Origin of the sequence: Xanthomarina spongicola (assembly GCF_003148645.1) — a bacterium.
Classification (GTDB): domain Bacteria; phylum Bacteroidota; class Bacteroidia; order Flavobacteriales; family Flavobacteriaceae; genus Xanthomarina; species Xanthomarina spongicola.
Genome location: NZ_QGGP01000003.1, coordinates 28223 through 52270 on the forward strand (window position 1 = coordinate 28223; position 24048 = coordinate 52270).

Below are 24048 nucleotides of genomic sequence, written 5' to 3' on the forward strand. Positions count from 1 at the left end.
AATGTTTGATGAAGATTTATTAATTACTGAATTAACCTTCAAAGCTATTAGAAGTTCTGGAGCTGGAGGGCAACATGTAAATAAGGTATCTTCAAAAGTGGTTTTAAATTTTGATTTAACAAATTCTGGAGTGTTTTCAGAAGAGCAAAAAATCTTACTATTCAAAAATTTATCAAACAGATTAACTACTGAAGGTATTCTAATTCTTAACTCTGATGAAAGTAGAAGTCAGCATAAAAATAAAGAGTTAGTTATAAAACACTTTATAGAGCTTATTAAACAAGGTCTTAAAGTTCCAAAAAAACGAAGGCCAACTAAAGTTCCAAGAGCTGTTAAATTAAAGCGCTTATCAAAAAAGAAGCAACAAGCTGATAAGAAAGCGAATAGAAAGCCACCTGAAATAAGTTAAATAATTAGCTATTTTGTACTGTTAATTCTTTATTGTTATTTACCTTTGCATCGTTCTCAAAAAGGGGTGCCAATAATCGGCTGAGATCATACCCAATGAACCTAGAACAGGTAATGCTGTTTAGGGATTTTAAACACAATTTTGTGTTATGTGTCATGCTAAGCTTGTCGAAGCGTCTCACAAAATAATTAATTATAAACCAGAATAATAACCTCTTTTTATTCGTATAAATTTATTTTATCGGATGAAATTTTTATTCAACAATCTGTCATTTAAAAGTAGGCAGAACTTACAAGTCTTTTTACTTTTTTCACTCTTTGCTTTTACTGTCTATTCTCAAGAAAAACAATTAGATTCTACACAATTAGAAACTCTAGACGAAGTTTTGGTTAGAGCAGTTCGTGTAAATGCAAAGTCACCAATTACGCATTCTAACTTAACCAAAGAACAGTTGCAAAAAAGAAATTTAGGTCAAGATGTGCCAATTCTTTTAAACTACTTACCGTCTGTTGTAACTACTTCAGATGCTGGAGCAGGAATAGGTTATACAGGCATTCGTGTTCGTGGGGTTAATGCACAATCCACTAACATCACTATTAACGGAATTCCTTATAACGATGCCGAATCGCTAGGAACTTATTGGGTGAATTTAGGCGATTTCGCTTCTTCGGTCGAAAGTTTACAACTACAACGTGGTGTTGGAACTTCAACCAATGGCTCTGGAGCTTTTGGAGCAAGTATTAATGTGCTTACAGATGCTGTTTCAGAAAAAGCCTTTGGAGAAATTGCCAACAGTTATGGGAGTTTTAATACCTGGAAACACACAGTTAAATTTAGTACAGGATTGCTAAACAACCATATAGAAATTGCTGGTCGATTATCTCAAATAAAATCTGATGGTTATATAGATAGAGCAACAACAAACCTTAAATCGTATTTTCTTCAAGGATCTTATGTAGATGATAACACCTTGATTAAAGCCATAACTTTTAGTGGAAAAGAAAAAACATATCAATCTTGGAATGGTATTGAAGATCTTTATATTTTGGAAAACGATAGAACATTTAATTCTGCTGGAATGTACACAGACGAAAATGGAGACATTCAGTTTTACGATAATGAAATTGACAATTACCAACAAGACCATTATCAGTTACATTGGAATGAGCGCATAAACAATAGATGGTCAACTAACTTAGCATTGAATTACACCAAAGGTAAAGGCTATTTTGAGCAATACAAAGAAGACCAAGAATTTGCAGATTATGGTTTAGATAATGTTGAAATAGGGAATGAAACTATTACTGAAACAGATTTAATAAGACGTAGATGGTTGGATAACGATTTTTATGTTGTTAATGCCAATGCCAACTATAAAAAGGATGCATTAGATATTATTTTCGGAACTTCTTTCAGCACGTATTCTGGAGATCATTATGGTGAAATTATCTGGGCAGAATATGCAAGTAATAGTGATATTAGATATAGGTATTACAATGGTAATGGGAAGAAAATAGATTTCAGTTCTTTTGCAAAAGCGTCTTATAGATTAAATAATCATTTTAGTTTATATCTAGACTTACAATCACGTTATGTGAATTATACAACTACTGGAACAAATTCTGATGTGGCTCCATTTATAGTTGACAAGGATTATAATTTCTTCAATCCAAAAGCAGGAATTACCTATAATATAAACAACAATAACAATCTATATTTTTCTTATGCTAGAGCCAATAGAGAACCAAACAGAGACGATTTTGAAAACAACCCAGACATTAAACCAGAACAGTTAAACGATTTCGAATTAGGCTGGAGACACAAATCTGAAACTTTTAGTGTCAATACAAATTTGTATTACATGTTGTATAATGAGCAATTGGTGTTAACTGGAGCCATAAACGATGTTGGGAATCCTGTAAGAAATAATTCAGGGAAAAGTTATAGGTTAGGCTTAGAGGTTGATGCTGTTTTTAATGTGTCTAATACATTTAGTATTCAGCCAAATGTGGCTTTAAGTACTAATAAAAATAAAGAAACAGTTGTTTCATCAAATGGTGAGCTAGTGGACCTTGGATCTACAAATATTTCATTCTCACCAAACTTAGTTGCTGGAAATGCTTTGGTGTTTAAACCATTTCAAGGTTTGCAAATGTCTCTATTAAGTAAGTTTGTTGGCGAACAATATATGGGAAACACAGATACGAAAGCTTCTAAATTAGACAGTTATTTTGTAAACGATTTTAATGTGATGTATGAAATTGAAACCAATTCAATTTTTAAAGCCATTATTATTTCCGGATTGGTAAATAACCTTTTTGGTGAAGAATATAGTTCCAATGGCTATTATTATACCTATGATGATACTTGGACAGATCCAAACCAAATAACAACTATTGAAGGAACAGGATATTATCCACAAGCCACTACAAATTTTTTATTAGGTATAACCTTAAAGTTTTAAGTAGTATCCATCATATAAATATCATTAAATACAAAACCACTCTAAATAGAGTGGTTTTGTATATCTTTTATATCACGTATATTTTAATTATTATAAACTCGAATAATGTTTCCAGCAGGCTCAACAAAATAGCGTTTTAACGCATAATTTCCAGTAGTTCCAGTTTGGCCAGTTCCATTTAAAATCTCATAACTATTTCCATCTTCACAATCGCAAGTAGCTATAACACCATCAACAGATAAAGTTGAACAGCCACTTAAAGCATGGTTTGGATCGCTTAATTCAAAAGCACTATAATTATCACCTCCAGCATAAAATAAAACAACACCATTAATCCCATAATTGTTGTTTAAAATAACAAAATTATTAGCAAATTGTAAATCGCTATATTGAGGTAGGCTCGTGTTAACTAACGTTCCAGTATCGAAAGTGACGTTTGGAAGAAATTGATTATTAGTATTGCCATCATCGTCGTTCTTATTACAGGAAACAATTAAAATGACTAATAAAATTATAGATACAATGCGATTCATTTTTTCTTTTAAATTTTCGGTTACAATTTACAACAAAATCTAAAGACAGTTAAATATTTTGTATATTTGTATAGCTATCTCGTTTATACGAGATTTTTTGCGTTATTCCCGAACGATTTCTCCTTAGAATGTTGGAATGTGTTTCGGGATATTTATAATATATAAACGATGAAGTTATGAGTAAAGTATCTTATTACACGGAAGAAGGTTTAAAAAAATTAAGAGAAGAATTAAGACAATTAAAAGATATTGAGCGTCCAAAAGCATCTCAAGCCATAGCAGAAGCTAGAGATAAAGGCGATTTAAGTGAAAATGCCGAATACGATGCTGCAAAAGAAGCACAAGGCATGCTAGAAATGCGCATTTCAAAACTAGAGGGTCAACTTGCTGGTGCTCGACTTATTGATGAATCTCAATTAGATACCTCTAAAGCTTTGGTGCTATCTAAAGTGAAAATAAAAAACCAAACCAATGGTATGGAAATGGTTTATACTTTGGTTGCAGATGGCGAGGCCGATTTAGCTTCAGGAAGAATCTCTGTAAACTCACCAATTGGAAAAGGTTTATTAGGAAAATCTGTTGGAGAAGTAGCCGAAATACAGGTGCCTAATGGTGTTATGAAATTCGATATATTAGAAATTTCTAGATAATAAATTACTGCGAAAGCAGTAATCCCTAAAATATTACTAAAAAGATTCCTGCTAAACAGGAATCTTTTTATCTTTACAAGTATATCAATTTACAATTATGGCTTCAATTTTCTCTAAAATTATTTCAGGTGAAATTCCTTCCTACAAAATAGCTGAAACAGATGAGTTTTTAGCATTTTTAGATATTAATCCAAATGCTAAAGGGCATACACTTTGTATCCCAAAAAAAGAGGTCAATAAAATTTTTGAGTTAGACGAAAAAACCTATTTAGACTTAATGTCTTTTTCAAGAAAAGTGGCTCTTGCTATAGAAAAAGCAATTCCTTGTAAACGTGTTGGAATCTCGGTTATTGGTTTAGAGGTGCCACATGTTCATGTGCATTTAATTCCTTTAAATTCTATGGAAGATGCGCGTTTTGTTAATAAAGAGTCCATGACTCCAGAAGAATTTCAAAACACAGTTAAGGCAATAAAATCTTATTTATAGGTTAGGAAAAACAATAAAGCCAACCAATACAAGTATTAAAATTAAAACACCTATTATTAGAAACCATGCAGACTTTTTTAGCTTGGTTGAAGGTTTTTTAGGAGTAAATGCTTTTTGGTGATAATTAAAAACACGTTCAATATCTTCTGTCCAGCTTATAGGATAAATACTTGTATTACAGTTATGACATTCTAATTGATGTGTGTTTTCTTTTGTAATAGATTTGTAGAATTTAGTTTCAACAAATTTTTGTTTAAAAGTTAAATGTAAACCACTGTTATTATAGCATTCTGGACAATTGTTATTTAAAACAACTTCTTTAATGGTAATAAATTTCTCTTCCATAATTTAAATTGTTTTCATTGAAATTTGCATGGTCGTTCCTTTGTCAATTTCTGAATGTAAAACCCTAATCTGACCACCATGAAACTCTTCAATAATTCTTTTTGCTAAAGAAAGGCCTAATCCCCAACCTCTTTTTTTAGTGGTATAACCAGTTTCAAAAATGGCTTGAAATTGTTTCTTTGGAAGCCCTTTTCCAGTATCGCTTACATTTATATTTACATTATTTTCAAGTTGAGAAATTTCAATAATTATTTTCCCTTTTCCTTTCATGGCATCAATAGCATTTTTAACTAAGTTTTCAATAGTCCAACTAAATAATTGTTTGTTTAAATTAACGTAAATTTCATTAGTTGGAGTAATAAGTTCAAAATCGATAAGTTTCGAGCTTCTAGCTTTTAAATAGTCGTAGGAATCGATGGTTTCTTTTACTATATCTGCTTTTTCTAATGCAGGAAGCGAGCCAATTTTACTGAAACGTTCTGTAATAGTTTGTAATCTTGTTATGTCTTTTTCAATTTCTGTAATGTATTCTGGATTAATGTTTTCAGATTTTAATATTTCAGTCCAACCAATTAAAGAAGATAATGGTGTTCCAATTTGGTGAGCCGTTTCCTTTGCCATTCCTGACCATAGTTTGTTTTGTGTTGCAATTTTAGAACTTCGGTAAAAGAAATAAACAACAGCTCCAAATAAAATGATAATTAAAAGTAATGCTAATGGGTAATATTTAAGCTTGTTTAAAACTTCAGAATTCCCGTAATATAGTGTTCCATATATTACAGTCTCCTTAGTTTCATTATCCTCGTAAGAAATAATAATGGGTTTATTTTCTTGAGAGTATAGATTGATTAACTTATCTATATAAGATGTATTATTAATTTTGTTTTCATCTATATTATTGGAAAGCAAGACGCTTCCATTGTTATAAACAAACATAGGGTTTGTTATTTCAGAAGTAAATACTTTATCAACAAGAGGGTTTACGTTTTCGTCTAGAGGATTAGAATTAATTTCTTGATGAGCAGCAGCCCAAATATCCATTTTAGACTGTTCTTCAATTTTAAATTTCTGAAAAAACACATAAGTATTCCATAAAATAAGCGAAATAATACCAAACGATGCAACAACAATAATCCATCTGGTTAGATTTCTGTGTTTAGAAAAAAGCATAAAATATTTTTTATTTTGAAATATAATGTAAATCTGTTAATAATATTGTGTTACAAGTAAACAAATCATTTTTAGTTCAATAACAGATTAGTTACATTTGTGAAAATTAAAAAAGATAAATGGCATCATACGAACCAAAAGAGTTATCAGTTGCAAAATTACATGGTTATTTGTTAAGTGCAGTTGCGCCTAGACCTATTGCTTTTGCTAGTACTTTAGATAAAGACGGAAATCCAAACTTATCTCCTTTTAGCTTTTTTAACGTGTTTAGTGCCAATCCACCAATTCTTATTTTCTCGCCTGCACGTCGTGTTAGAAATAATACAACAAAACATACACTAGAAAACGTAATAGCAACAAAAGAAGTGGTTATTAATGTTGTTAATTACGATATGGTTCATCAAGCTTCTTTAAGCAGCACAGAATATCCAGAAGGTGTTAACGAGTTTCATAAAGCAGGTTTAACCATGTTAGAGTCTGATCTTGTAAAACCTTTTAGAGTTGCTGAATCTCCAATACAATTGGAATGTAAAGTAAACGAAATTGTTGCGTTAGGAACAGAAGGTGGAGCTGGAAATTTAGTTATTTGCGAAGTGGTTAAAATCCATATGGAAGATGATATTTTAGATGAAGAAGGCTCAATAAATCAAGAAAAATTAGACTTGGTAGCAAGAGCTGGAGGAAATTATTACAGTCGCTCTCGAAGTGGTTTTTTTGAACTTCCAAAGCCATTATCAAGTTTGGGAATTGGAGTAGATAGTTTTCCTGATGAAGTTAAAAATAGTATGATTTTAACAGGAAACGATTTAGGTATGTTGGCAAATGTTGAAGAGCTACCTAATCAAGAAGAGGTTAAAAAATTCATTAATACTGTTAGTCAACGTTATCCTGATATAGCAACGGCTTCACATAGAGAGAAACATAAATTAGCACATAATTATTTAAGTTTTGGCGATATACAAAGCGCCTGGAAAATATTATTATCATAAATAAATTATATTCCTGTTAAACAGGAAATTTTAAAATTAAATTAGATTAAAAAATGGAAGTACAAGGAAGAATTAAATTGGTTGGAGAAACACAAACTTTTGGGACTAATGGATTTAGAAAAAGAGAAGTTGTTGTTACAACAGAAGAGCAATACCCACAACATATAATGATTGAGTTTGTTCAAGATAAAACAGATTTATTAAACAATTTTCAAGTAGGTCAACAAGTAAAAATTAGTATTAATTTACGAGGAAGAGAGTGGACTAATCCACAAGGTGAAGTTAAATATTTTAACTCGATTCAAGGATGGAGAATTGAAGCAGTACAACAAGAAGCTTCTGGAGATATGCCTCCAATGCCTCCAGCCGAGGCATTTGAGCCAGCAAATGGATTAAACGAAGAAGATCACGACGATTTACCGTTTTAAGTAGTTGTTAGCATTCCTAAGAATGTAAAATCTTATATATTTAACCTCAATGTGAAAACGTTGAGGTTTTTTTATACCACTCAAATATGATATCATATCTAACACCAAAAATTATCTTTCCAGATGTCAATCAAGCAGATCCAGAAGGATTATTAGCTGTAGGTGGCGACCTTTCTGTAGAGCGATTAGTATTAGCTTATAAAAGTGGTATTTTTCCTTGGTTTGAAAAAGAGCAGCCCATTTTGTGGTGGTCTCCAGACCCAAGATTTGTGCTTTTTCCGGAGAAATTAAAAGTATCAAAAAGCATGAAACAAATTCTGAGAAACAAAGATTTTACAGTAACTATAAACCAAAATTTTAAGGCAGTAATAAACCAATGCGCCAAAACTAAAAGAGAAGGTCAACGTGGCACTTGGATTACCAATAATATGATTGATGCTTATGTTAAATTGCACGAAAAAGGTTTAGCAAAATCTGTTGAGGTTTGGCAAAAAGACATTCTTGTCGCTGGATTCTATGGTGTCGATTTAAACAATGGAGTGTTTTGTGGAGAAAGTATGTTTACTAAAGTAAGCAATGCTAGCAAAGCTGGCTTTATTACGTTTATTCAAAACAGTAATTATAAATTAATTGACTGCCAGATTTACACCAACCATTTAGCAAGTTTGGGAGCAGAAGATATTCCTAGAAAAGAATTTCTATTTTTTTTAGACTAACATAAATCATATTTTAAATGGTTTAAAAATCGGATATTAGAATATTAAAACAAAAAGCATGTTAACATTAAGAGACTTTAGGAAATGCAAAAACAAGGATGAGTTTTTAGAAGTTCTAAAAGCTAAAGAGCCACAAGAACGTATTGATGATATTTTGTATAGTGTAGAGTATGAAAAAGAGCTTATAAAGCTTCAAGGAGAATTAGTTGATTTGCAACAATGGGTTGCTAAACACAAGAAACGTGTAGCCATTATTTTTGAAGGTAGAGATGCTGCTGGAAAAGGAAGTGCTATTAGACGATTTATAGAACATTTAAATCCACGTTCTATGAGAGTTGTAGCCTTAGCAAAACCAACAGAAGTAGAAAAAGGACAATGGTATTTTAGACGTTATATCAAAGAATTGCCAAATCCAGGTGAGATAGTTTTTTTTGATAGAAGTTGGTATAATCGAGCTGTTGTAGAGCCAGTTATGAGATTTTGTAATGAAGAAGAGTATAATAAATTTATGGCTCAAGTAACGGAATTTGAACACATGTTATACGAAGATGGTGTAGACCTTATTAAATTTTGGTTTTCAATCTCTAAAGATGAACAAGTAGCAAGATTCAATTCTAGATTAGCAAACCCACTAAAAAGGTGGAAATTTAGTCCAGTAGATCAAGAGGGTCAAAAACGTTGGGATAATTATACTTTTTATAAAGAACAAATGTTTAGTAAAACACATACTACATTTAGTCCTTGGATTATTATAAAAACAAATGTAAAAAGAGAGGCAAGACTAGAAAGTATGCGTTATGTGCTTTCTAAGTTCAATTATAAAAATAAAGGAAATTCTGGAACTACCTTATTCCCAGACCCTAATGTAGTTCAACGTTATCATAGATTAGTAAAGCAAATTGATTCATAAATTATGGCACATAAATTAACACCAAAAGATTTAAAAAAGTTAAATTCTAAAAAAGGTCTCAAACAATTTTTATCCGAAGAGCCAATAACAATTTCTAAAGTTTTAAAAACGTTGAATTATGAATCTCGTTTAAAAGATTTACAAGAAGAATTAATAAAGTTGCAACATTGGGTAACAGATAATAACGAGAAAGTAGTCATTATTTTTGAAGGAAGAGATGCAGCAGGAAAAGGTGGAGCTATTAGAAGAACAACAGAACATCTAAATCCTCGAGAATTTAAAGTAGTTGCTTTACCTAAGCCTTCTGTTGAAGAAAAAGGACAATGGTATTTTCAGCGTTATATAAAGAGATTGCCAAGAGAAGGTAAAATAGTATTTTTCGATAGAAGCTGGTATAATCGAGCTGTTGTAGAACCTGTAAATGGTTTTTGTACTCAAGAAGAATATAACATCTTCATGAATCAAGTCAATCAATTTGAACGCATGTTAATAGAATCAGGTATTCGACTTATTAAATTTTATTTTTCAATTTCTAAAGACGAACAAGAAAAACGGTTTGAAGACATTAAATCAAGTCCAATAAAAAAATGGAAGTATAGTGCTGTAGATCAAAAAGCATTAGAACTATGGGACGATTACACGTCTTATAAAGATAAAATGTTTGCTGAAACAAGCACTGAAATAGCTCCTTGGATTGTTATAAGAGCCAATAGAAAAACAAAAGCAAGAGTTGAAACTATTGAGCACATCTTGAATATTATTCCCTATAATCCTAAAAACGAAAAGATAATAGAGCATGTTGAGGTAGAGGAAAAAATTATGGATTAAACTTCATGGTACCTAAAACATCCAATTTCATGGTCGTTTACCATTCCTGTGGCTTGCATGTGTGCATACATAACAGTTGAGCCTACAAACTTAAAACCTCGTTTTTTTAAGTCTTTGCTCAATGCGTCCGATTCCTTAGTAGTTGGTGGAGCATCTTTATAGTTTTTATATTTGCTTTTTATGGGTTTGCCATCTACAAACCTCCAAATGTAATTGCTAAAACTTCCAAATTCTTCTTGAATTTCCATAAATAATTTGGCATTTGTAACAGCAGAGTTTACTTTAAGTTTGTTTCTAATAATACCAGCATCTAACAACAAACTGTCAATTTTGTCTTGTTTATAATTAGCAATTTTTTTGTAATCGAAATTATCAAAAGCTTTTCTAAAATTTTCACGTTTTCGTAAAATGGTAATCCAACTTAAACCAGCTTGAAAAGTTTCAAGAATTAAAAATTCAAACAGAGTTTTGTCATCTTTAACTGGAACTCCCCATTCTTCATCATGATAAGCTTCATATAAAGGGTCTCCAACACACCAGCCACATTTATGCTTTTCCATAGAAAATAGTCTTTGTAAGTTTTCGTAATAAAGATAGACATAGATATGATAAAAATCATAATTCAAGAAAGATTAACACCTTATTTTTGCCAAGGTTAAAATAAAAAGTATGAAACATATAATCACAGAAAGTATAGATAAGAGCATGTCTTATCAAGCATATAGAGAATTAATGTCTCAATTAGTGGAAAATAATTCAACAACTGGAAACGATAAAAGCGAAGACATGGTAAATTATACCAAGTTGAACGATCAACGTATGAAACGTTGGGATAAGACCGTTAAAGTTTCAGATAGTATAAAGGAAGAGTTGGCTAATTTAAATACCAAACAAACTTGGTTGGTTATTACAGAAAGCTGGTGTGGAGATGCAGCTCATGTAGTTCCTGTGTTTAATAAATTAGCTGAATTAAATAAAAACATCAATTTTAAAGTGGTTCTTCGTGATGAAAATGAAGCATTAATGAATTTGTTTTTAACCAATGGAGGAAAAGCTATTCCTAAATTAATTATTATAGAAGAAGCTACAAATAATGTAATTACTACTTTTGGTCCAAGACCAGCAGAAGCGACTAAATTGGTTGTAGATTATAAGGCAAAACATGGCGAAATAACTCCTGAGATTAAGGAGCAGTTACAACAATGGTATAACAAAGACAAAGGGCAAAGTGTGATAAGCGATTTAATGAATCTGCTTTCTATTCCTGTTTAGTTTTTTCCTTCAAAATAAAAAGTAATAGTGCCTAGTTGTTTAGACTTAGATATGTCTTTATTAAATCGAGCATCTTTTGCATAAGCCAAAGCATGATCTTTTAAACAATCATTATCTGAAGTTGAAGAGGAATTTACATAACTATCTGTAACTATTCCAGCAGCATTTACAGTAATATTAATAACTATTTTACCACCTTCTTCGCATAAATAAATGGGAGTTGGTAAAAACTCATGCGTTCTGTTAACTAAAGAATAGTGCATACTACTTTTTTTATTGACAGACTGAGCATTATTACTTGGTTTGCGTTTATTTAAAACATTGTTTACGCTACTGTAAGAAGAAAGTACATCTTCGTCTATTTCTGAAGAGGCATTTGTATCACCAGATTCTGTATGGTCACTTTCCTCTGAGTTTTCAGAAGGTTTTGGTACATAATCTTTTGGAGGAGCAATTGGCTGATATGCTTGTGCAAACTGTTTGTATTCTTGAGTTTCGTTGTAAGCTTTATTGGTTTTGGAAGCTTGTCTTTCTTCAGCTTCAGCTATTTTTTCAGCTTCAAGTTCTTCAGGTGTTTTTGGTTCTTCGGGTTCTAATTCGTAGTAACTTTCTGCAATCAATTCATTTTGTTTTCTAATATGAAAATTGAACAATGCAAGTACTATAGTCCCTGAAAACAGGAGCGTAATTAAAAGCGATTTATGTTTGTTTGATAAATTCAAATGTGTGTTGTTGGGTAAAATCCTTTTTAGGCTTTAGTCTAATATACGGAAAATAGCACTATTTAGTTGTTAAGCTTTCTATAAAGGCTTCAGGAGTCAATGCATTTTTAACATGAAAATCGCCAATTTTAGTTCGTCTTAAAGCAGATAAATGTGAGCCAGTATTTAACGCTTTTCCAAAATCGTTAGCTAAAGAACGTATGTAAGTGCCTTTACTGCAAAGGACTCTAAAGTGGATGTTATTAGCTTCAATACTTGTAATTTCAAATTCTGAAATGGTAATTTTCCTTGATTTTATTTCTACATCTTCTCCAGCTCTTGCAAATTCGTACAAACGTTTTCCGTCTTTTTTTATAGCTGAAAAAACAGGAGGATATTGATTGATTTCACCAATAAATTGTTTGGTAGCCTCGTGGATTGCTTTTTCAGTAATATGGTCCGTAGGAAAGGTTTCGTTTATTTCAGTCTCTAAATCGAATGAAGGTGTTGTGCTTCCTAAAACAAGAGTTCCAGTATATTCTTTTATTTGACCTTGAAAAGTATCTATTTGCTTGGTCATTTTTCCTGTGCAAATAATTAATAAGCCAGTAGCTAAAGGGTCTAATGTTCCAGCATGACCTACTTTTATTTTTTTAATGTTATAAGCATGGCGTATTTCCCAACGTAGTTTATTTACAACTTGAAACGAAGTCCAATGTAATGGTTTGTCTATTAATAAAACCTGTCCGGAAAGATAATAATCAGCAGTTTTCATATTAGTTTAAGGATGCGTATATAATAGCTATCAATCCAACAATAACACAGTAAATTGCAAAATAGGTAAGTTTACTTTTCTTAACTAAACTAATCATCCAGGTACAAGCAAATAGTCCTGCTATAAAGGCAGCAAAAAATCCCATACTTAAAGACATGAAATTAGAACTATCGTAAGTTAAATCGCCACTTAAAATATCTTTAGCAATTTTCCCGAAAATTAATGGCACTACCATTAAAAAAGAAAAACGTGCTGCTCGAGTTTTGTCGTTACCTAATAAAACAGAGGTTGAAATGGTTGCACCAGATCTTGAAATGCCTGGAAGCATTGCAATAGCTTGAGAAATACCAATGATAAGTGCATTCCCAAAGCTTACTTTTTTATAGGTGTTCTTGGCTTTATCTGCAAAGAATAATAAAATAGCAGTCACAAGAAGCATAAAACCTACTAACATGATATTGCCATTAAATAATTGCTCTAATTCTTTTTCAAAGAACAATCCAACTATAATAGCTGGAATCATAGAAAAGGCAATTTTTGAAACAAATTGCAAATCCTCATTCCATTCAAATTTTAAGATTCCTTTTAATAATAACCAGATGTCTTTTCTAAAAATGACCATGGTACTTAAGGCTGTAGCAAAATGAAGCACAACTGTAAATAATAAACTTTCTTTAGGAATTGATTTATCTCCTAAGATGGCTTTCCCTATTTCTAAATGCCCACTGGAAGATACTGGAAGGAATTCGGTTAGACCTTGAATAATACCTAATATAATAGAATCAAAAATATCCATAGGGCAAAAATATCAAAATTGAATTACCAAAAGGGAAATGTAAATAGTCATTAATAATTTATTTTTCTGACTTTGATTTTTTATTAGGATTTAATAAAATGGCATATACCTGAATTCCGAAACCAATAAGTACTAATGTTGGAGCCAATCTAATACGTCTGAAACTAAAAATTTCTGGATTAAAAACATTCGGATCATCGCTTCCACCACCAGACATTAATGCAAAACCAACAGCTATAAATGCTAGTCCAATAAGCATGAATTTATAGTTTTTCTTCCCGAAGATAAAAATATCTTTAGATTGCTCCTTACGTTTTTGTTCTCCCATAATTTTTTAAAATAATGATACAAATTAACGGATTTATTTAAAAAAGAACGTTAAAGAGGTTATAAATTATCTAATAATACAACTGATCTGTTTTCAGGTTTAAGAATCGTTGTGTCGCTATAAACGTACTAATCCAAGTAATAACAATTCCTAAAACAAAAATAGTCGAGAATAATGCAGCAATTAATATAGGGCTTTGTAACAAATTAAGTTCAGGGAATGTTTGGTTTAAATAATACAAAACAACAGCCATTCCAATTAAAGCAACAAAAGCACCAACAATTCCTAGACGAACACTTTTCCAAACAAAAGGCTTTCTAATAAAATGTTTAGTTGCACCAACCATTTGCATAGTCTTTATAGTAAATCGTTTTGAGTAAACAGATAATCTAATCGAACTGTTAATTAATAATACAGCAATTACAGTAAAAATGCCACTAATTACCAAAACCCAAAAACTTATTTTCTTTACATTATTATTCATTAAAGTTACTAGGTCATTGTCATAACGTACTTCATCTACAAAGTTTTTAGAAAGTGCTTCATCCTTTATAGTTTCAAGATGTTCAGAGGTTACAAAATCTGCTTTCAAATGTACATCGATAGAATTCTGTAACGGATTATATCCTAAAAACTCCATAAAATCTTCACCATTTTCAGCTTTCATAGATTCTGCAGCTTGCTCTTTAGAAACATATTCTGTCGATTTCACATAATCAGACATAGCCAGACTTTTTTCAAGTTGCTTAATCTCCACATCTTTGGCAGCTTCTTTTAAATAAATAGTAACTACTACCTGTTCTTTAAAATGATCGGAAACTTTCTTAGCATTCAAAACCAATAAGCCCAAAAGGCCTAATAAGAATAAAACTAAAGCAATACTTAAAACCACCGAAAAATATGAAGATATTAATCTGCGTTTTTGGTACTTATCAAAAGATGAACTCATAAATGTTATGTTAATGATGTAAAAATATAAAAGAATTCTGTTCTGTTGTGGTTTACAACGTTTAAACTTTCAATATTCTTATAATAAGTTTAAATTTGCGCATTAAATAAGGGAAAAGGCATTAGCGAAAAGTAATTAGTGCGTTTTTCTAAATATTAATTTAAGTTACTTTTTTGTTTTTGATTTGTTGTCTCTTTGAGCACAGTCGAAAGGTGAAAAAGGGAAAAAGACTAAATAAATGCAATATCATTTTAACGAGATAGAAGCCAAATGGCAAAAATATTGGGCTGAGAACAAAACGTTTCAAGCCACAAACCAAAGCGATAAGCCAAAGTATTATGTACTAGATATGTTTCCTTACCCAAGTGGTGCAGGATTGCATGTTGGACATCCTCTAGGTTATATTGCAAGTGATATTTATGCGCGTTACAAACGCCATAAAGGCTTTAATGTGTTGCATCCTCAGGGTTATGATAGTTTTGGATTACCTGCTGAACAGTATGCCATTCAAACAGGTCAGCATCCAGCTTTAACTACTGAAGAAAATATAAAAACATACAGACGTCAATTAGACCAAATTGGTTTTTCATTCGATTGGTCTCGCGAAGTACGCACAAGTGACCCAAGTTATTACAAATGGACACAGTGGATTTTTATTCAATTATTTGAATCTTGGTACTGTAAAACGCATCAATGTGCATTTTCAATTTCCGAATTAGAAAAGTTATTTTCAGAAGAAGGAAATGCTGGAGTAAATGCAGCTTGTGATGATGATGTTGAATATTTTACTGCTAAAGAATGGAACAGTTTTTCTTCAGATAAGAAATTAGTGGTCTTATTAAAATATAGATTAACGTATTTAGCTGAAACTGAGGTCAACTGGTGTCCTGCTCTAGGCACTGTTTTGGCGAATGATGAAATAGTAAATGGCGTTTCAGAACGTGGTGGTCATCCTGTTGTTCGAAAAAAAATGACACAATGGTCTATGCGAATTTCTGCTTATGCAGAAAGATTGTTGCAAGGACTTGACACTATTGATTGGACAGATTCATTAAAAGAAAGTCAGCGTAACTGGATTGGGAAATCGGTTGGAGCATCTGTTACTTTTAATGTACTTCCAAATGTCACACTGAGCGCAGACGAAGGGTCTCATAAAATAGATGTATTTACAACACGTCCTGACACCATTTTTGGAGTGAGTTTTATGACGCTTGCTCCAGAACATGAATTAGTTTCACAAATCACAACACCAGAACAAAAAGCAGAAGTTGAAGCATACATTCAAGCTACTGCGAAACGTAGTGAACGCGATAGAATGGCAGATGTAAAAACCATTTCTGGTGTGTTTACAGGTGCTTATGCAGAACATCCGTTTAGCAAAAGGCTTATTCCAATTTGGGTTGGAGATTATGTGTTAGCTGGTTATGGAACAGGAGCTGTCATGTCTGTTCCTTGTGGTGATCAACGTGATTACGATTTTGCAAAACATTTTAATATTCCAATTCCTAATATTTTTGAAGGCATTGATATTTCTGAAGAAGCTTATGCTGATAAAGACAATACCATAATTGCTAATAGTGATTTCCTAAACGGGATGAACTACAAAAAAGCGACCAAACGAGCTATTTTCGAATTAGAGCAATTAGGTCAAGGCGAAGGAAAAACCAATTACAGATTACGTGATGCTGTGTTTTCTAGACAAAGATATTGGGGAGAACCATTTCCGGTCTATTACGTAAATGGCATGCCACAGATGATTGATAAAGCGCATTTACCAATCCGTTTGCCAGAAGTAGAAAAATATTTACCAACCGAAACTGGCGAGCCACCTTTAGGTCGAGCAGATGTTTGGGCTTGGTGTACAGAAACCAATTCTGTAGTTGCAAACAATAAGATAAATAACACAACGGTGTTTCCTTTAGAACTAAACACTATGCCTGGTTGGGCTGGAAGTTCTTGGTATTTCTTTAGATACATGGATGCACATAACGACCAAGAATTTGCAAGTGAAGATGCGCTTAAATACTGGGAAAATGTCGATTTATATATTGGAGGAAGCGAACATGCCACTGGACATTTATTATACTCACGTTTTTGGGTGAAGTTTATGAAAGATAGAGGTTTTGTTGGTGTGGAGGAACCTTTCAAAAAGCTGATTAACCAAGGGATGATTTTGGGGACGAGTGCTTTTGTTTATAGAGAAGATGGTACAAATAAGTATTTATCGAAAGGATTGATTGCTGATATAAATGTTCACCCAATTCACGTAAAAGTACAATACGTGAATGCTTCAGATGAGTTAGATATTGAAGGTTTAAAAAATGATGGTGAATTTGGAGAAGATTTTAAAGATGCAGAATTCATCTTAGAAGATGGCGTCTATAAAGTAGGTCGAGATGTTGAAAAAATGTCCAAATCCAAATACAATGTGGTCAATCCAGATGCTATTTGTGAGCAATATGGTGCAGACAGTTTACGTCTTTATGAAATGTTTCTTGGACCTTTAGAACAATACAAACCTTGGAATACTGCAGGAATTACAGGTGTTCATGGTTTCCTTAAAAAATTATGGAAACTGTATGTTGGGGAAAATGGACTAAATGTAGATGACTCAGAACCAACAAAAGACAACCTGAAAACCCTTCATAAAACCATTAAAAAAGTAGAAGAAGATATTGAGAATTTCTCTTTCAATACATCAGTCTCTACCTTTATGATTGCCGTTAATGAGTTAACAACTCAAAAATGTACAAGCAAACAAGTTTTAGAGCCACTATTGGTTTTATTGTCACCTTATGCACCACATATTGCTGAAGAATTATACAGTCAGTTAGGTCATAACAAATCTATTTCAACAGCTCCTTTTCCAAAATTTGATGAGAGTCATTTAGTGGAAAGTTCTAAAAATTATCCAATTTCTTTCAATGGTAAAATGCGTTTTACTTTAGAATTACCAATGGATATGAGCAAAGAAGATATAGAAGCAGCTGTCATGGCTCACGAAAAAACTAAAGAACAATTACAAGGTCGCGAACCTAAAAAAGTAATTGTTGTACCTGGAAAGATTGTGAATATTGTAGGGTAACTTCTCGATACTATTTTGTTTCACTATGTTCTGCAAAATCACTCGAAGTGACGAAGCTAAAATCACACGTCAGTTCGAGTGTTTATTTTTGTAGCGATAGCAAAAAATAAATGTATCGAGAACACTTAGGCAAATAAAGAACCCAACCTAATATCAAAATCGTTCTGTGTCAGTTCGAGTGATTTTTAGTTTTTTAACTGAAAATTATATCGAGAACATTTAAAATCTACTTAAATTTCTTTTTAGCCAAATTTTGCAGTTTTTCGAATTCACCATTAATTAAAGCTTCCTTTTTTGCACGAGACCATTTTTTGATTTGTTTTTCACTTTGGATTGCTAATCTAATATCTGTGAAATCGGCATAGAAAACCAACTCAACTGGTTTTCGATTGTTTGTGTAACTATCTTTGTGTTTTCCAGATTGATGCTCAAGAAGTCTTTTTTCTAAATTAGAAGTCACTCCTGTGTAGTATGACCCATCAGAACACTTTAAGATGTAAACATAAGATAATTTCATATTTAAATATAATGAACTTCTCGATACAATTTTGTTTCACTATGTTCTACAAAATCACTCGAAGTGATGTAGACTGATATATAAAAAAAGCTTTACGTCAGTTCGAGTGATTTTCAGTTTTAAAAACTGAAAATAGTATCGAGAACATCCAAAACATAATATTTCGTATTTTAGAGGCTAAACTGATATTATGAAATCTCTCTGGTTATTCATGTTTCTTGTTGCAAGCTTTTCAACAAAAGCCCAAACCGATTCCTTGCAATTCCCACAGGATTTTTATGGTATCTATAAAGGCGATTTACAAATTGTAAATGCTCGTGGCAGACAAACCATTCAAATGGAGTTTCATTTAAATAAAACAGATTCTATTGGTAAATATCAATACATGTTGGTTTATATTATGAATGGAGAACGTCAAGAACGTAAATACAATCTTATTGAAAAAGATGCTTCAAAAGGCAACTATATTGTTGACGAAAACAATGGCATTTTATTAGATGCAAAACTTATAGACAATACCATTTATAGCATGTTTGAAGTGCAAGACAACATCTTAACAACTACAGAGCGTTTCTATAAAGATGCCATGGATTTTGAAATTACAGTTACCAATAGAACACAAAAAGTAATTACTGGAACCAAAGGAGAAGATGCAACCGAGGTTATTTCTTATCCTATTTTTGCAGTCCAGAAAGCGCGCTTAATAAAACAATAAATTATGTTATTGCAAGGAGTGAAACAACGTGTCAATCTATGTCAATGACTTTAAGATTTAAGATGTTATGTCAGATAAGTTATGACAAAATTTCTTAACGAAAATTTGGCTTATTATTTGCAATATATCATGTAATTTTACATTAATAAATTAAATAAAAATGATTGGATATTATATATTAATTGGAGCCATTGGGCTTGTAAGTTGGTTAGTAAGCAATAAGCTAAAAAAGAAATTTGCTTTTTACTCTAAAGTGCAATTAAGAAATGGCATGAGTGGGAAAGAAATTGCCGAAAAAATGTTGGCAGATAATGGCATTTACGATGTTGAAGTTATTTCAACACCTGGACAACTTACAGACCATTATAATCCTAAAAACAAAACAGTTAACTTAAGTGAATCTGTTTATAATCAAAAAAATGCAGCTTCTGCAGCAGTAGCAGCTCATGAGTGTGGTCATGCTGTACAACACGCACAAGCATACCAATGGTTACAAATGCGTTCTGCTTTAGTGCCAATGGTAAGTGTAACTTCTGGTATGTCTCAATGGTTAATAATTGGAGGCTTGGTGTTAGGTGGAGCAGCAGGAATAGGTTTAGGTTGGTATGTAGCAGTTGCTGGTGTTATTTTTATGGGCTTAGCAACCATATTTAGCTTTATTACACTTCCTGTAGAATACGATGCAAGTAATAGAGCCTTAGCTTGGTTAAAAGCAAAAAATATGGTGACACCTGAAGAATATAAAGGTTCTGAAGATGCGCTAAAATGGGCAGCTAGAACCTACTTAGTAGCAGCAATTGGAGCATTAGCGTCTTTAATGTATTGGGCTTTGCAAGTTTTTGGTGGAAGTAGAGACTAATATTAAAACACATATTTTAAAACCGAACACTTCTTTATTAAGTGTTCGGTTTTTTTAAATTTTAATCTGTCTATCTATTTGCTGATTTAATGAAATAAAGGTTTCTGTTCTCGAAACCCCTTCAATAGATTGGATATCCTTATTTAATAAGTGCATTAAATGCTCGTTGTCTTTACAAAGTATTTTAATAAAAATACTCCAGTTTCCTGTGGTATAATGGCATTCCAAGACTTCAGGTATTTTTTGAAGCTGTTTTACAGCTTCTGGATTACTCATAGCTTTATCAAGATAAATGCCAATAAATGCCATGGTTGTATAACCTAAGACTTTGGGATTGATAACAAATTTAGAACCAGAAATAATGCCTGATTTTTCAAGTTTTCTCAATCGTTGATGAATAGCTGCGCCAGAAATACCAACCTGTCTGGCAATTTCTAGTATAGGTGTTCTGGCATCTTTCATTAAAGCACGAAGAATAGCTTTATCGATACCATCTATTTCAATATTTTGATTGACAACTTTCAAAAAAAATAATTATAAGTTTAAAGGATTATAACCTAAATAAGGAACTTCTGTTTCCTTAAACGTAATGCCATATTCTTCCAATTCTTTTAAAATAGGATCGTAAACTTCTTTTGTAATAGGCATTTGTACTCCAGGAGTCGTTATTTTTTCATTTAAAATAGCTAATGTTGCTATAGCAACTGGTAAACCTACTGTTTTAGCCATGGCAGTATAAACTCTATCTTCGCCTAGAGTAACCATAGTGGCATCAATCTGAAACTTTTCACCATTAAGTTCGTATCCAAATTTATGATACATAACTATCATGTCTTTTTCATCTTCATTAAGAGTCCAGCTTTCTTCTAAAATCTTCTGAAGAATTTGAGCAGGAGTCGCTTTTTTTAATTCTACCATTTTTTTATTACTAAAAAGATCTAGTTCTAACAGCTTGTCCCAAACAATATCATCTTGATCAATTTTTAGTGCATGTCTAAATTTAAGCTCTACAGAATCGGTTGGACTATAAGGTAAAAATGCATTTACAAAATCGCGATAGCTCATATTCTCGCTATCATCTATTGTGTACTCATCGTCTGTCATTCCTAGCTGTACAAACATATTCCATGCTCTAGAAAAACCAACTCGACGCATGGTTCCACGATAAAGTGTTTTAGCACTGTTTAAGCCATATGCAGATTGATATTTTAAAGAATCTCTATTGGCATATCCTTCAAATCTGCCATAACCTTCTACATCTAAAAATTCGGTTCTTCTAAAAAGTCTATTATAAGGAATGTATTTATAAGTGCCTTCTTGCAAGAATTTTGCAGCTCCACCTTGACCTGCAACTACTACATTTCTTGGATTCCACGTAAACTTGTAATTCCATAAATTATTATCACTTTCAGGAGCAACCAATCCACCAGTAAAAGATTCGAATAAAATAATTTCACCACCTTTTTCTCTAATTCTATCTATTACTTGCATGGCACTCATGTGGTCAATCCCTGGATCAACACCAATTTCGTTCATAAATACAAGGCCTTTTTCTGTAGCAGCTTTATCAAGTTTTTGCATATCTTCACTTATATATGAAGCTGTAATCATGTTTTTATTAAAACTGATGCAATCTTTAGCAACTTCTACATGAAATCTAGCTGGAAGCATAGATATTACGATATCTGAATTTTGAATGGCGTTTTGTCTGGATTTTTTATCAAATACATCAAGCATAATAGCTTGTGCATTATCATGATTTCCTATAAGTTTTTTTGCATTTGTAAAGTTGACATCGCCAACTATTACTAGTAAATCTTCTTGTTCTGATTTGTCTAATAAATATTTTATAAGATATGATGCAGATTTTCCTGCACCAATTACTAAAATCTTTCGCATAATGAAAATTGTTGAGTATTTTTGTAAATACGAATGTAATAAATACTAAGTGCATTAAAAACACAAAGGATAATTTAATATGAACAAAAAAATTCTAATTACTGCATCAATTTTGGGAGTCTTAAGTATAGTATTAGGAGCTTTTGCATCTCATGGATTAAAAGAATTAATTTCAGAGGAAGCTATAAGAACTTTCGAAACTGGTGTAAAATACCAAATGTATCATGCTATTTTATTGTTATTTGTAGGTAACTCATTATTAGTTAGTGTAAAGTCTAAAAAAGCCATCTTTTTTTTAGTAATAACAGGATTATTATTTTTTTCTGGCTCTATTTATGGCTTAGCAACTAATAGTATAACAACTTTTGATTTCAAAAACATAGGATTTATTACACCTATAGGAGGTTTGTTATTAATAATGTCATGGATAATATTGTTAATAAACTTTTTAAAAATGAAGACTGATAATTCATAAAATAAGTGCTTACTTTAAAATAAAATTTTAATTTTGCACATTAAACAACACAAAATAATTATGGTAGATCATACCCAAGCATCCAATTCAATTTCATTAGAGAAATACGGAATAAAAAATGCCAAAGTACAATATCAATTATCCCCAAAACAACTTCACGAAATAACTATAGCAAAAGGACAAGGTGTAGAAGCTTCTTCAGGAGCTTTAGCTGTAAATACTGGAGAATTTACAGGAAGATCACCTAAAGATAGATTTATAGTAAAAGATAGTATTACAGAAGATAAAATTTGGTGGGGAAACGTTAACATCCCTTTTGAATCTGATAAGTTTCAAAAACTATACAATAAAGTAGTTGCTTATTTATCTGAAAAAGAAGTGTTTGTAAGGGATAGTTATGCCTGTGCAGACGAAAAATATAAATTAAACATTCGTGTAATTAACGAACAACCTTGGATGAACATGTTTGCTTACAATATGTTTTTACGTCCAACGGAAGAAGAATTAAAAAACTTTACGCCTGAATGGACCATTGTAAACGCACCAGGATTTATGGCAGATCCAGAAGTTGATGGTACCAGACAACATAATTTTGCTATTTTAGATTTTACAAGAAAAATTGCTTTAATAGGAGGAACTGGATATACAGGAGAAATTAAGAAAGGTATTTTTTCTGCATTGAACTTTATTTTACCAGTTTTCAAAAACACCTTACCAATGCATTGTAGTGCTAATGTTGGAGAAGATGGAGATACTGCTATATTCTTTGGCTTATCTGGTACAGGAAAAACTACGCTTTCTGCAGATCCAGAACGTAAGTTAATTGGAGATGATGAACATGGTTGGACAAACGAAAACACCGTATTTAATTTTGAGGGAGGATGCTATGCAAAAGTTATAAACCTTTCAAAAGAAAATGAACCAGACATCTATAATGCTATAAAACCGGGAGCTATTCTTGAGAATGTTATCTTGAATGATAAAGGAGAAGTAATGTTTGAAGATACTTCAATCACTCAAAATACTCGCGTAAGTTATCCTATTGACCATATAAATAATATTCAAGTACCATCTATTGGTAAAAATCCAAAGAACATTTTCTTTTTAACAGCAGATGCTTTTGGTGTGTTACCTCCAATTTCTAGATTAAGTCCAGGACAAGCTGCATATCATTTTATTTCTGGTTATACAGCTAAAGTTGCTGGTACAGAAGCAGGGATAGACGAGCCATTACCAAGTTTCTCGGCTTGTTTTGGAGCACCTTTTATGCCATTACATCCAACGAAGTACGCCGAAATGTTAAGTGCTAAAATGAAAGCTTCTGGAGTTAATGTATGGTTAATTAATACAGGTTGGACAGGAGGTCCTTATGGTGTTGGTAGCCGAATTAAACTTAAATATACAAGAGCAATGATTTCTGCTGCACTTAATGGAGATTTAGATGAAGTTACACCAGAAACTTATAGAACACATTCTGTTTTTGGTTTAAAACAACCAAGAACATGTCCAGGTGTTCCAGATGAGGTTTTAAGTTCTAGAGCGACATGGAATGATGACGAAGGTTATTATAAAGCTGCTTATAAACTATCTGAATCATTTAGAGAAAATTTTAAGAAATTTGAAGAATATGCAAACGAAGAAATTCTTGCAGGAGCTCCAAATATCAAGTAAAAATTAGATTAAAACACATTAAAATCAGCTATATAGCTGATTTTTTTTTTGGAAAAGAGTTTATTATACAGTAGTTT

General features: G+C 32.0%; 27 protein-coding genes. 15 read left to right on the top strand and 12 right to left on the bottom strand.

The annotated features are described in order from the left end of the window. Window position 1: 1 nt before the first annotated feature. Window positions 2-409, top strand: a complete 408-nt coding sequence (gene arfB, locus LX78_RS06985) for an alternative ribosome rescue aminoacyl-tRNA hydrolase ArfB (RefSeq protein WP_109681954.1) — start codon at window positions 2-4, stop codon at window positions 407-409. A gap of 244 nt (window positions 410-653) precedes the next feature. Next, on the top strand, window positions 654-2873 hold the full coding sequence (locus tag LX78_RS06990; RefSeq protein WP_109681955.1) for a TonB-dependent receptor: 2220 nt from the start codon (window positions 654-656) through the stop codon (window positions 2871-2873). Between the two features lie 83 nt (window positions 2874-2956). Here LX78_RS06990 and LX78_RS06995 read toward each other — a convergent pair whose 3' ends face one another. Continuing rightward, the gene (locus LX78_RS06995) at window positions 2957-3406 is read right to left on the bottom strand and encodes a hypothetical protein (RefSeq protein WP_109681956.1); all 450 of its coding nucleotides are present in this window, start codon (window positions 3404-3406) and stop codon (window positions 2957-2959) included. Between the two features lie 176 nt (window positions 3407-3582). On the opposite strand from LX78_RS06995, the gene greA reads away from it, so the two are divergent. Further along, window positions 3583-4056, top strand: a complete 474-nt coding sequence (greA, locus tag LX78_RS07000; protein WP_109681957.1) for a transcription elongation factor GreA — start codon at window positions 3583-3585, stop codon at window positions 4054-4056. 97 nt (window positions 4057-4153) lie between these two features. Continuing rightward, on the top strand, window positions 4154-4543 hold the full coding sequence (locus LX78_RS07005; RefSeq protein ID WP_109681958.1) for an HIT family protein: 390 nt from the start codon (window positions 4154-4156) through the stop codon (window positions 4541-4543). Here the strand turns inward: LX78_RS07005 and LX78_RS07010 are convergent. Further along, window positions 4538-4888 (bottom strand): hypothetical protein, encoded by a 351-nt coding sequence (locus LX78_RS07010; RefSeq protein WP_109681959.1) that lies wholly within the window; start codon window positions 4886-4888, stop codon window positions 4538-4540. The two genes, LX78_RS07005 and LX78_RS07010, sit on opposite strands and share 6 nt — an antisense overlap. Window positions 4889-4891: 3 nt before the next feature. After that, window positions 4892-6058, bottom strand: coding sequence for a sensor histidine kinase (locus tag LX78_RS07015; protein ID WP_109681960.1), 1167 nt, complete (start codon window positions 6056-6058; stop codon window positions 4892-4894). Between the two features lie 119 nt (window positions 6059-6177). Between LX78_RS07015 and LX78_RS07020 the strand changes: the two genes are divergently transcribed. The 5 genes from LX78_RS07020 (at window position 6178) to ppk2 (LX78_RS07040) (ending at window position 9929) form a co-directional block, all read left to right on the top strand. Then, window positions 6178-7047, top strand: coding sequence for a flavin reductase family protein (locus tag LX78_RS07020; protein WP_109681961.1), 870 nt, complete (start codon window positions 6178-6180; stop codon window positions 7045-7047). 53 nt (window positions 7048-7100) lie between these two features. Continuing rightward, the gene (locus LX78_RS07025; protein ID WP_109681962.1) at window positions 7101-7475 is read left to right on the top strand and encodes a DUF3127 domain-containing protein; all 375 of its coding nucleotides are present in this window, start codon (window positions 7101-7103) and stop codon (window positions 7473-7475) included. An 86-nt stretch (window positions 7476-7561) separates the two neighbouring features. Continuing rightward, complete coding sequence (aat, locus tag LX78_RS07030) at window positions 7562-8191, top strand: leucyl/phenylalanyl-tRNA--protein transferase (RefSeq protein WP_109681963.1); 630 nt, start codon at window positions 7562-7564, stop codon at window positions 8189-8191. 58 nt (window positions 8192-8249) lie between these two features. Then, window positions 8250-9101 carry a polyphosphate kinase 2 gene (gene ppk2, locus LX78_RS07035; RefSeq protein WP_109681964.1) on the top strand — a complete coding sequence of 284 codons (852 nt, stop codon included), beginning with the start codon at window positions 8250-8252 and terminating at the stop codon, window positions 9099-9101. 3 nt (window positions 9102-9104) lie between these two features. Next, a complete protein-coding gene (ppk2, locus tag LX78_RS07040; protein ID WP_109681965.1) occupies window positions 9105-9929 on the top strand; it encodes a polyphosphate kinase 2 in 825 nt (274 codons plus the stop codon). Here the strand turns inward: ppk2 (LX78_RS07040) and LX78_RS07045 are convergent. Further along, the gene (locus LX78_RS07045; RefSeq protein WP_109681966.1) at window positions 9926-10489 is read right to left on the bottom strand and encodes a DNA-3-methyladenine glycosylase I; all 564 of its coding nucleotides are present in this window, start codon (window positions 10487-10489) and stop codon (window positions 9926-9928) included. The two genes, ppk2 (LX78_RS07040) and LX78_RS07045, sit on opposite strands and share 4 nt — an antisense overlap. 109 nt (window positions 10490-10598) lie before the next feature. Between LX78_RS07045 and LX78_RS07050 the strand changes: the two genes are divergently transcribed. Beyond that, the gene (locus LX78_RS07050; RefSeq protein ID WP_109681967.1) at window positions 10599-11201 is read left to right on the top strand and encodes a thioredoxin family protein; all 603 of its coding nucleotides are present in this window, start codon (window positions 10599-10601) and stop codon (window positions 11199-11201) included. On the opposite strand, the gene LX78_RS07055 is transcribed toward LX78_RS07050, so the two are convergent. The 5 genes from LX78_RS07055 to LX78_RS07075 all read right to left on the bottom strand — a co-directional run bounded on the left by LX78_RS07055 (window position 11198) and on the right by LX78_RS07075 (window position 14750). Continuing rightward, the gene (locus tag LX78_RS07055) at window positions 11198-11923 is read right to left on the bottom strand and encodes a hypothetical protein (protein ID WP_245881496.1); all 726 of its coding nucleotides are present in this window, start codon (window positions 11921-11923) and stop codon (window positions 11198-11200) included. The genes LX78_RS07050 and LX78_RS07055 overlap by 4 nt on opposite strands. 58 nt (window positions 11924-11981) lie before the next feature. Then, the gene (gene truB / locus LX78_RS07060; RefSeq protein WP_109681968.1) at window positions 11982-12677 is read right to left on the bottom strand and encodes a tRNA pseudouridine(55) synthase TruB; all 696 of its coding nucleotides are present in this window, start codon (window positions 12675-12677) and stop codon (window positions 11982-11984) included. Between the two features lies 1 nt (window position 12678). After that, a complete protein-coding gene (locus tag LX78_RS07065) occupies window positions 12679-13473 on the bottom strand; it encodes an undecaprenyl-diphosphate phosphatase (RefSeq protein WP_109681969.1) in 795 nt (264 codons plus the stop codon). A 58-nt stretch (window positions 13474-13531) separates the two neighbouring features. Continuing rightward, entirely contained in the window at window positions 13532-13801 is a 270-nt protein-coding gene (locus LX78_RS07070) for a DUF3098 domain-containing protein (protein WP_109681970.1), read from the bottom strand. A 70-nt stretch (window positions 13802-13871) separates the two neighbouring features. Beyond that, complete coding sequence (locus tag LX78_RS07075; RefSeq protein WP_109681971.1) at window positions 13872-14750, bottom strand: cell division protein FtsX; 879 nt, start codon at window positions 14748-14750, stop codon at window positions 13872-13874. 238 nt (window positions 14751-14988) lie between these two features. Between LX78_RS07075 and leuS the strand changes: the two genes are divergently transcribed. After that, window positions 14989-17835 carry a leucine--tRNA ligase gene (leuS, locus tag LX78_RS07080; protein ID WP_109681972.1) on the top strand — a complete coding sequence of 949 codons (2847 nt, stop codon included), beginning with the start codon at window positions 14989-14991 and terminating at the stop codon, window positions 17833-17835. 226 nt (window positions 17836-18061) lie between these two features. On the opposite strand, the gene LX78_RS07085 is transcribed toward leuS, so the two are convergent. After that, window positions 18062-18352 (bottom strand): GIY-YIG nuclease family protein, encoded by a 291-nt coding sequence (locus LX78_RS07085; protein WP_109681973.1) that lies wholly within the window; start codon window positions 18350-18352, stop codon window positions 18062-18064. Between the two features lie 190 nt (window positions 18353-18542). Here LX78_RS07085 and LX78_RS07090 point away from each other — a divergent pair, with 190 nt between their 5' ends. Together LX78_RS07090 and LX78_RS07095 are read left to right on the top strand one after the other, a co-directional pair. Further along, a complete protein-coding gene (locus LX78_RS07090) occupies window positions 18543-19067 on the top strand; it encodes a hypothetical protein (RefSeq protein WP_109681974.1) in 525 nt (174 codons plus the stop codon). 160 nt (window positions 19068-19227) lie between these two features. Continuing rightward, window positions 19228-19926 carry a zinc metallopeptidase gene (locus LX78_RS07095; RefSeq protein ID WP_109681975.1) on the top strand — a complete coding sequence of 233 codons (699 nt, stop codon included), beginning with the start codon at window positions 19228-19230 and terminating at the stop codon, window positions 19924-19926. A 54-nt stretch (window positions 19927-19980) separates the two neighbouring features. Here the strand turns inward: LX78_RS07095 and LX78_RS07100 are convergent, their stop codons facing one another. Continuing rightward, entirely contained in the window at window positions 19981-20451 is a 471-nt protein-coding gene (locus tag LX78_RS07100) for an Lrp/AsnC ligand binding domain-containing protein (RefSeq protein ID WP_109681976.1), read from the bottom strand. A 9-nt stretch (window positions 20452-20460) separates the two neighbouring features. Then, window positions 20461-21825 carry a saccharopine dehydrogenase family protein gene (locus LX78_RS07105; RefSeq protein ID WP_109681977.1) on the bottom strand — a complete coding sequence of 455 codons (1365 nt, stop codon included), beginning with the start codon at window positions 21823-21825 and terminating at the stop codon, window positions 20461-20463. 79 nt (window positions 21826-21904) lie between these two features. Here LX78_RS07105 and LX78_RS07110 point away from each other — a divergent pair, with 79 nt between their 5' ends. Together LX78_RS07110 and pckA are read left to right on the top strand one after the other, a co-directional pair. Continuing rightward, window positions 21905-22300, top strand: a complete 396-nt coding sequence (locus tag LX78_RS07110; RefSeq protein ID WP_109681978.1) for a DUF423 domain-containing protein — start codon at window positions 21905-21907, stop codon at window positions 22298-22300. Window positions 22301-22360: 60 nt separating this feature from the next. After that, entirely contained in the window at window positions 22361-23971 is a 1611-nt protein-coding gene (pckA, locus tag LX78_RS07115; protein WP_109681979.1) for a phosphoenolpyruvate carboxykinase (ATP), read from the top strand. The last annotated feature ends 77 nt before the right edge of the window (window positions 23972-24048 follow it).

What these genes read in the sequence shown, in the direction of transcription:
- LX78_RS07005 (WP_109681958.1), top strand. Translation starts at nt 4,154, where the DNA reads ATGGCTTCAATTTTCTCTAAAATTATTTCAGGTGAAATTCCTTCCTAC.
- LX78_RS07075 (WP_109681971.1), bottom strand. Translation starts at nt 14,750, where the DNA reads ATGAGTTCATCTTTTGATAAGTACCAAAAACGCAGATTAATATCTTCA.
- LX78_RS06995 (WP_109681956.1), bottom strand. Translation starts at nt 3,406, where the DNA reads ATGAATCGCATTGTATCTATAATTTTATTAGTCATTTTAATTGTTTCC.
- LX78_RS07090 (WP_109681974.1), top strand. Translation starts at nt 18,543, where the DNA reads ATGAAATCTCTCTGGTTATTCATGTTTCTTGTTGCAAGCTTTTCAACA.
- LX78_RS07050 (WP_109681967.1), top strand. Translation starts at nt 10,599, where the DNA reads ATGAAACATATAATCACAGAAAGTATAGATAAGAGCATGTCTTATCAA.
- LX78_RS07070 (WP_109681970.1), bottom strand. Translation starts at nt 13,801, where the DNA reads ATGGGAGAACAAAAACGTAAGGAGCAATCTAAAGATATTTTTATCTTC.
- LX78_RS07010 (WP_109681959.1), bottom strand. Translation starts at nt 4,888, where the DNA reads ATGGAAGAGAAATTTATTACCATTAAAGAAGTTGTTTTAAATAACAAT.
- pckA (WP_109681979.1), top strand. Translation starts at nt 22,361, where the DNA reads ATGGTAGATCATACCCAAGCATCCAATTCAATTTCATTAGAGAAATAC.
- LX78_RS07105 (WP_109681977.1), bottom strand. Translation starts at nt 21,825, where the DNA reads ATGCGAAAGATTTTAGTAATTGGTGCAGGAAAATCTGCATCATATCTT.
- LX78_RS07015 (WP_109681960.1), bottom strand. Translation starts at nt 6,058, where the DNA reads ATGCTTTTTTCTAAACACAGAAATCTAACCAGATGGATTATTGTTGTT.
- aat (WP_109681963.1), top strand. Translation starts at nt 7,562, where the DNA reads ATGATATCATATCTAACACCAAAAATTATCTTTCCAGATGTCAATCAA.
- truB (WP_109681968.1), bottom strand. Translation starts at nt 12,677, where the DNA reads ATGAAAACTGCTGATTATTATCTTTCCGGACAGGTTTTATTAATAGAC.
- LX78_RS07085 (WP_109681973.1), bottom strand. Translation starts at nt 18,352, where the DNA reads ATGAAATTATCTTATGTTTACATCTTAAAGTGTTCTGATGGGTCATAC.
- leuS (WP_109681972.1), top strand. Translation starts at nt 14,989, where the DNA reads ATGCAATATCATTTTAACGAGATAGAAGCCAAATGGCAAAAATATTGG.
- LX78_RS06990 (WP_109681955.1), top strand. Translation starts at nt 654, where the DNA reads ATGAAATTTTTATTCAACAATCTGTCATTTAAAAGTAGGCAGAACTTA.
- LX78_RS07025 (WP_109681962.1), top strand. Translation starts at nt 7,101, where the DNA reads ATGGAAGTACAAGGAAGAATTAAATTGGTTGGAGAAACACAAACTTTT.
- LX78_RS07020 (WP_109681961.1), top strand. Translation starts at nt 6,178, where the DNA reads ATGGCATCATACGAACCAAAAGAGTTATCAGTTGCAAAATTACATGGT.
- LX78_RS07065 (WP_109681969.1), bottom strand. Translation starts at nt 13,473, where the DNA reads ATGGATATTTTTGATTCTATTATATTAGGTATTATTCAAGGTCTAACC.
- arfB (WP_109681954.1), top strand. Translation starts at nt 2, where the DNA reads ATGTTTGATGAAGATTTATTAATTACTGAATTAACCTTCAAAGCTATT.
- greA (WP_109681957.1), top strand. Translation starts at nt 3,583, where the DNA reads ATGAGTAAAGTATCTTATTACACGGAAGAAGGTTTAAAAAAATTAAGA.
- LX78_RS07095 (WP_109681975.1), top strand. Translation starts at nt 19,228, where the DNA reads ATGATTGGATATTATATATTAATTGGAGCCATTGGGCTTGTAAGTTGG.
- ppk2 (WP_109681965.1), top strand. Translation starts at nt 9,105, where the DNA reads ATGGCACATAAATTAACACCAAAAGATTTAAAAAAGTTAAATTCTAAA.
- LX78_RS07110 (WP_109681978.1), top strand. Translation starts at nt 21,905, where the DNA reads ATGAACAAAAAAATTCTAATTACTGCATCAATTTTGGGAGTCTTAAGT.
- LX78_RS07045 (WP_109681966.1), bottom strand. Translation starts at nt 10,489, where the DNA reads ATGGAAAAGCATAAATGTGGCTGGTGTGTTGGAGACCCTTTATATGAA.
- ppk2 (WP_109681964.1), top strand. Translation starts at nt 8,250, where the DNA reads ATGTTAACATTAAGAGACTTTAGGAAATGCAAAAACAAGGATGAGTTT.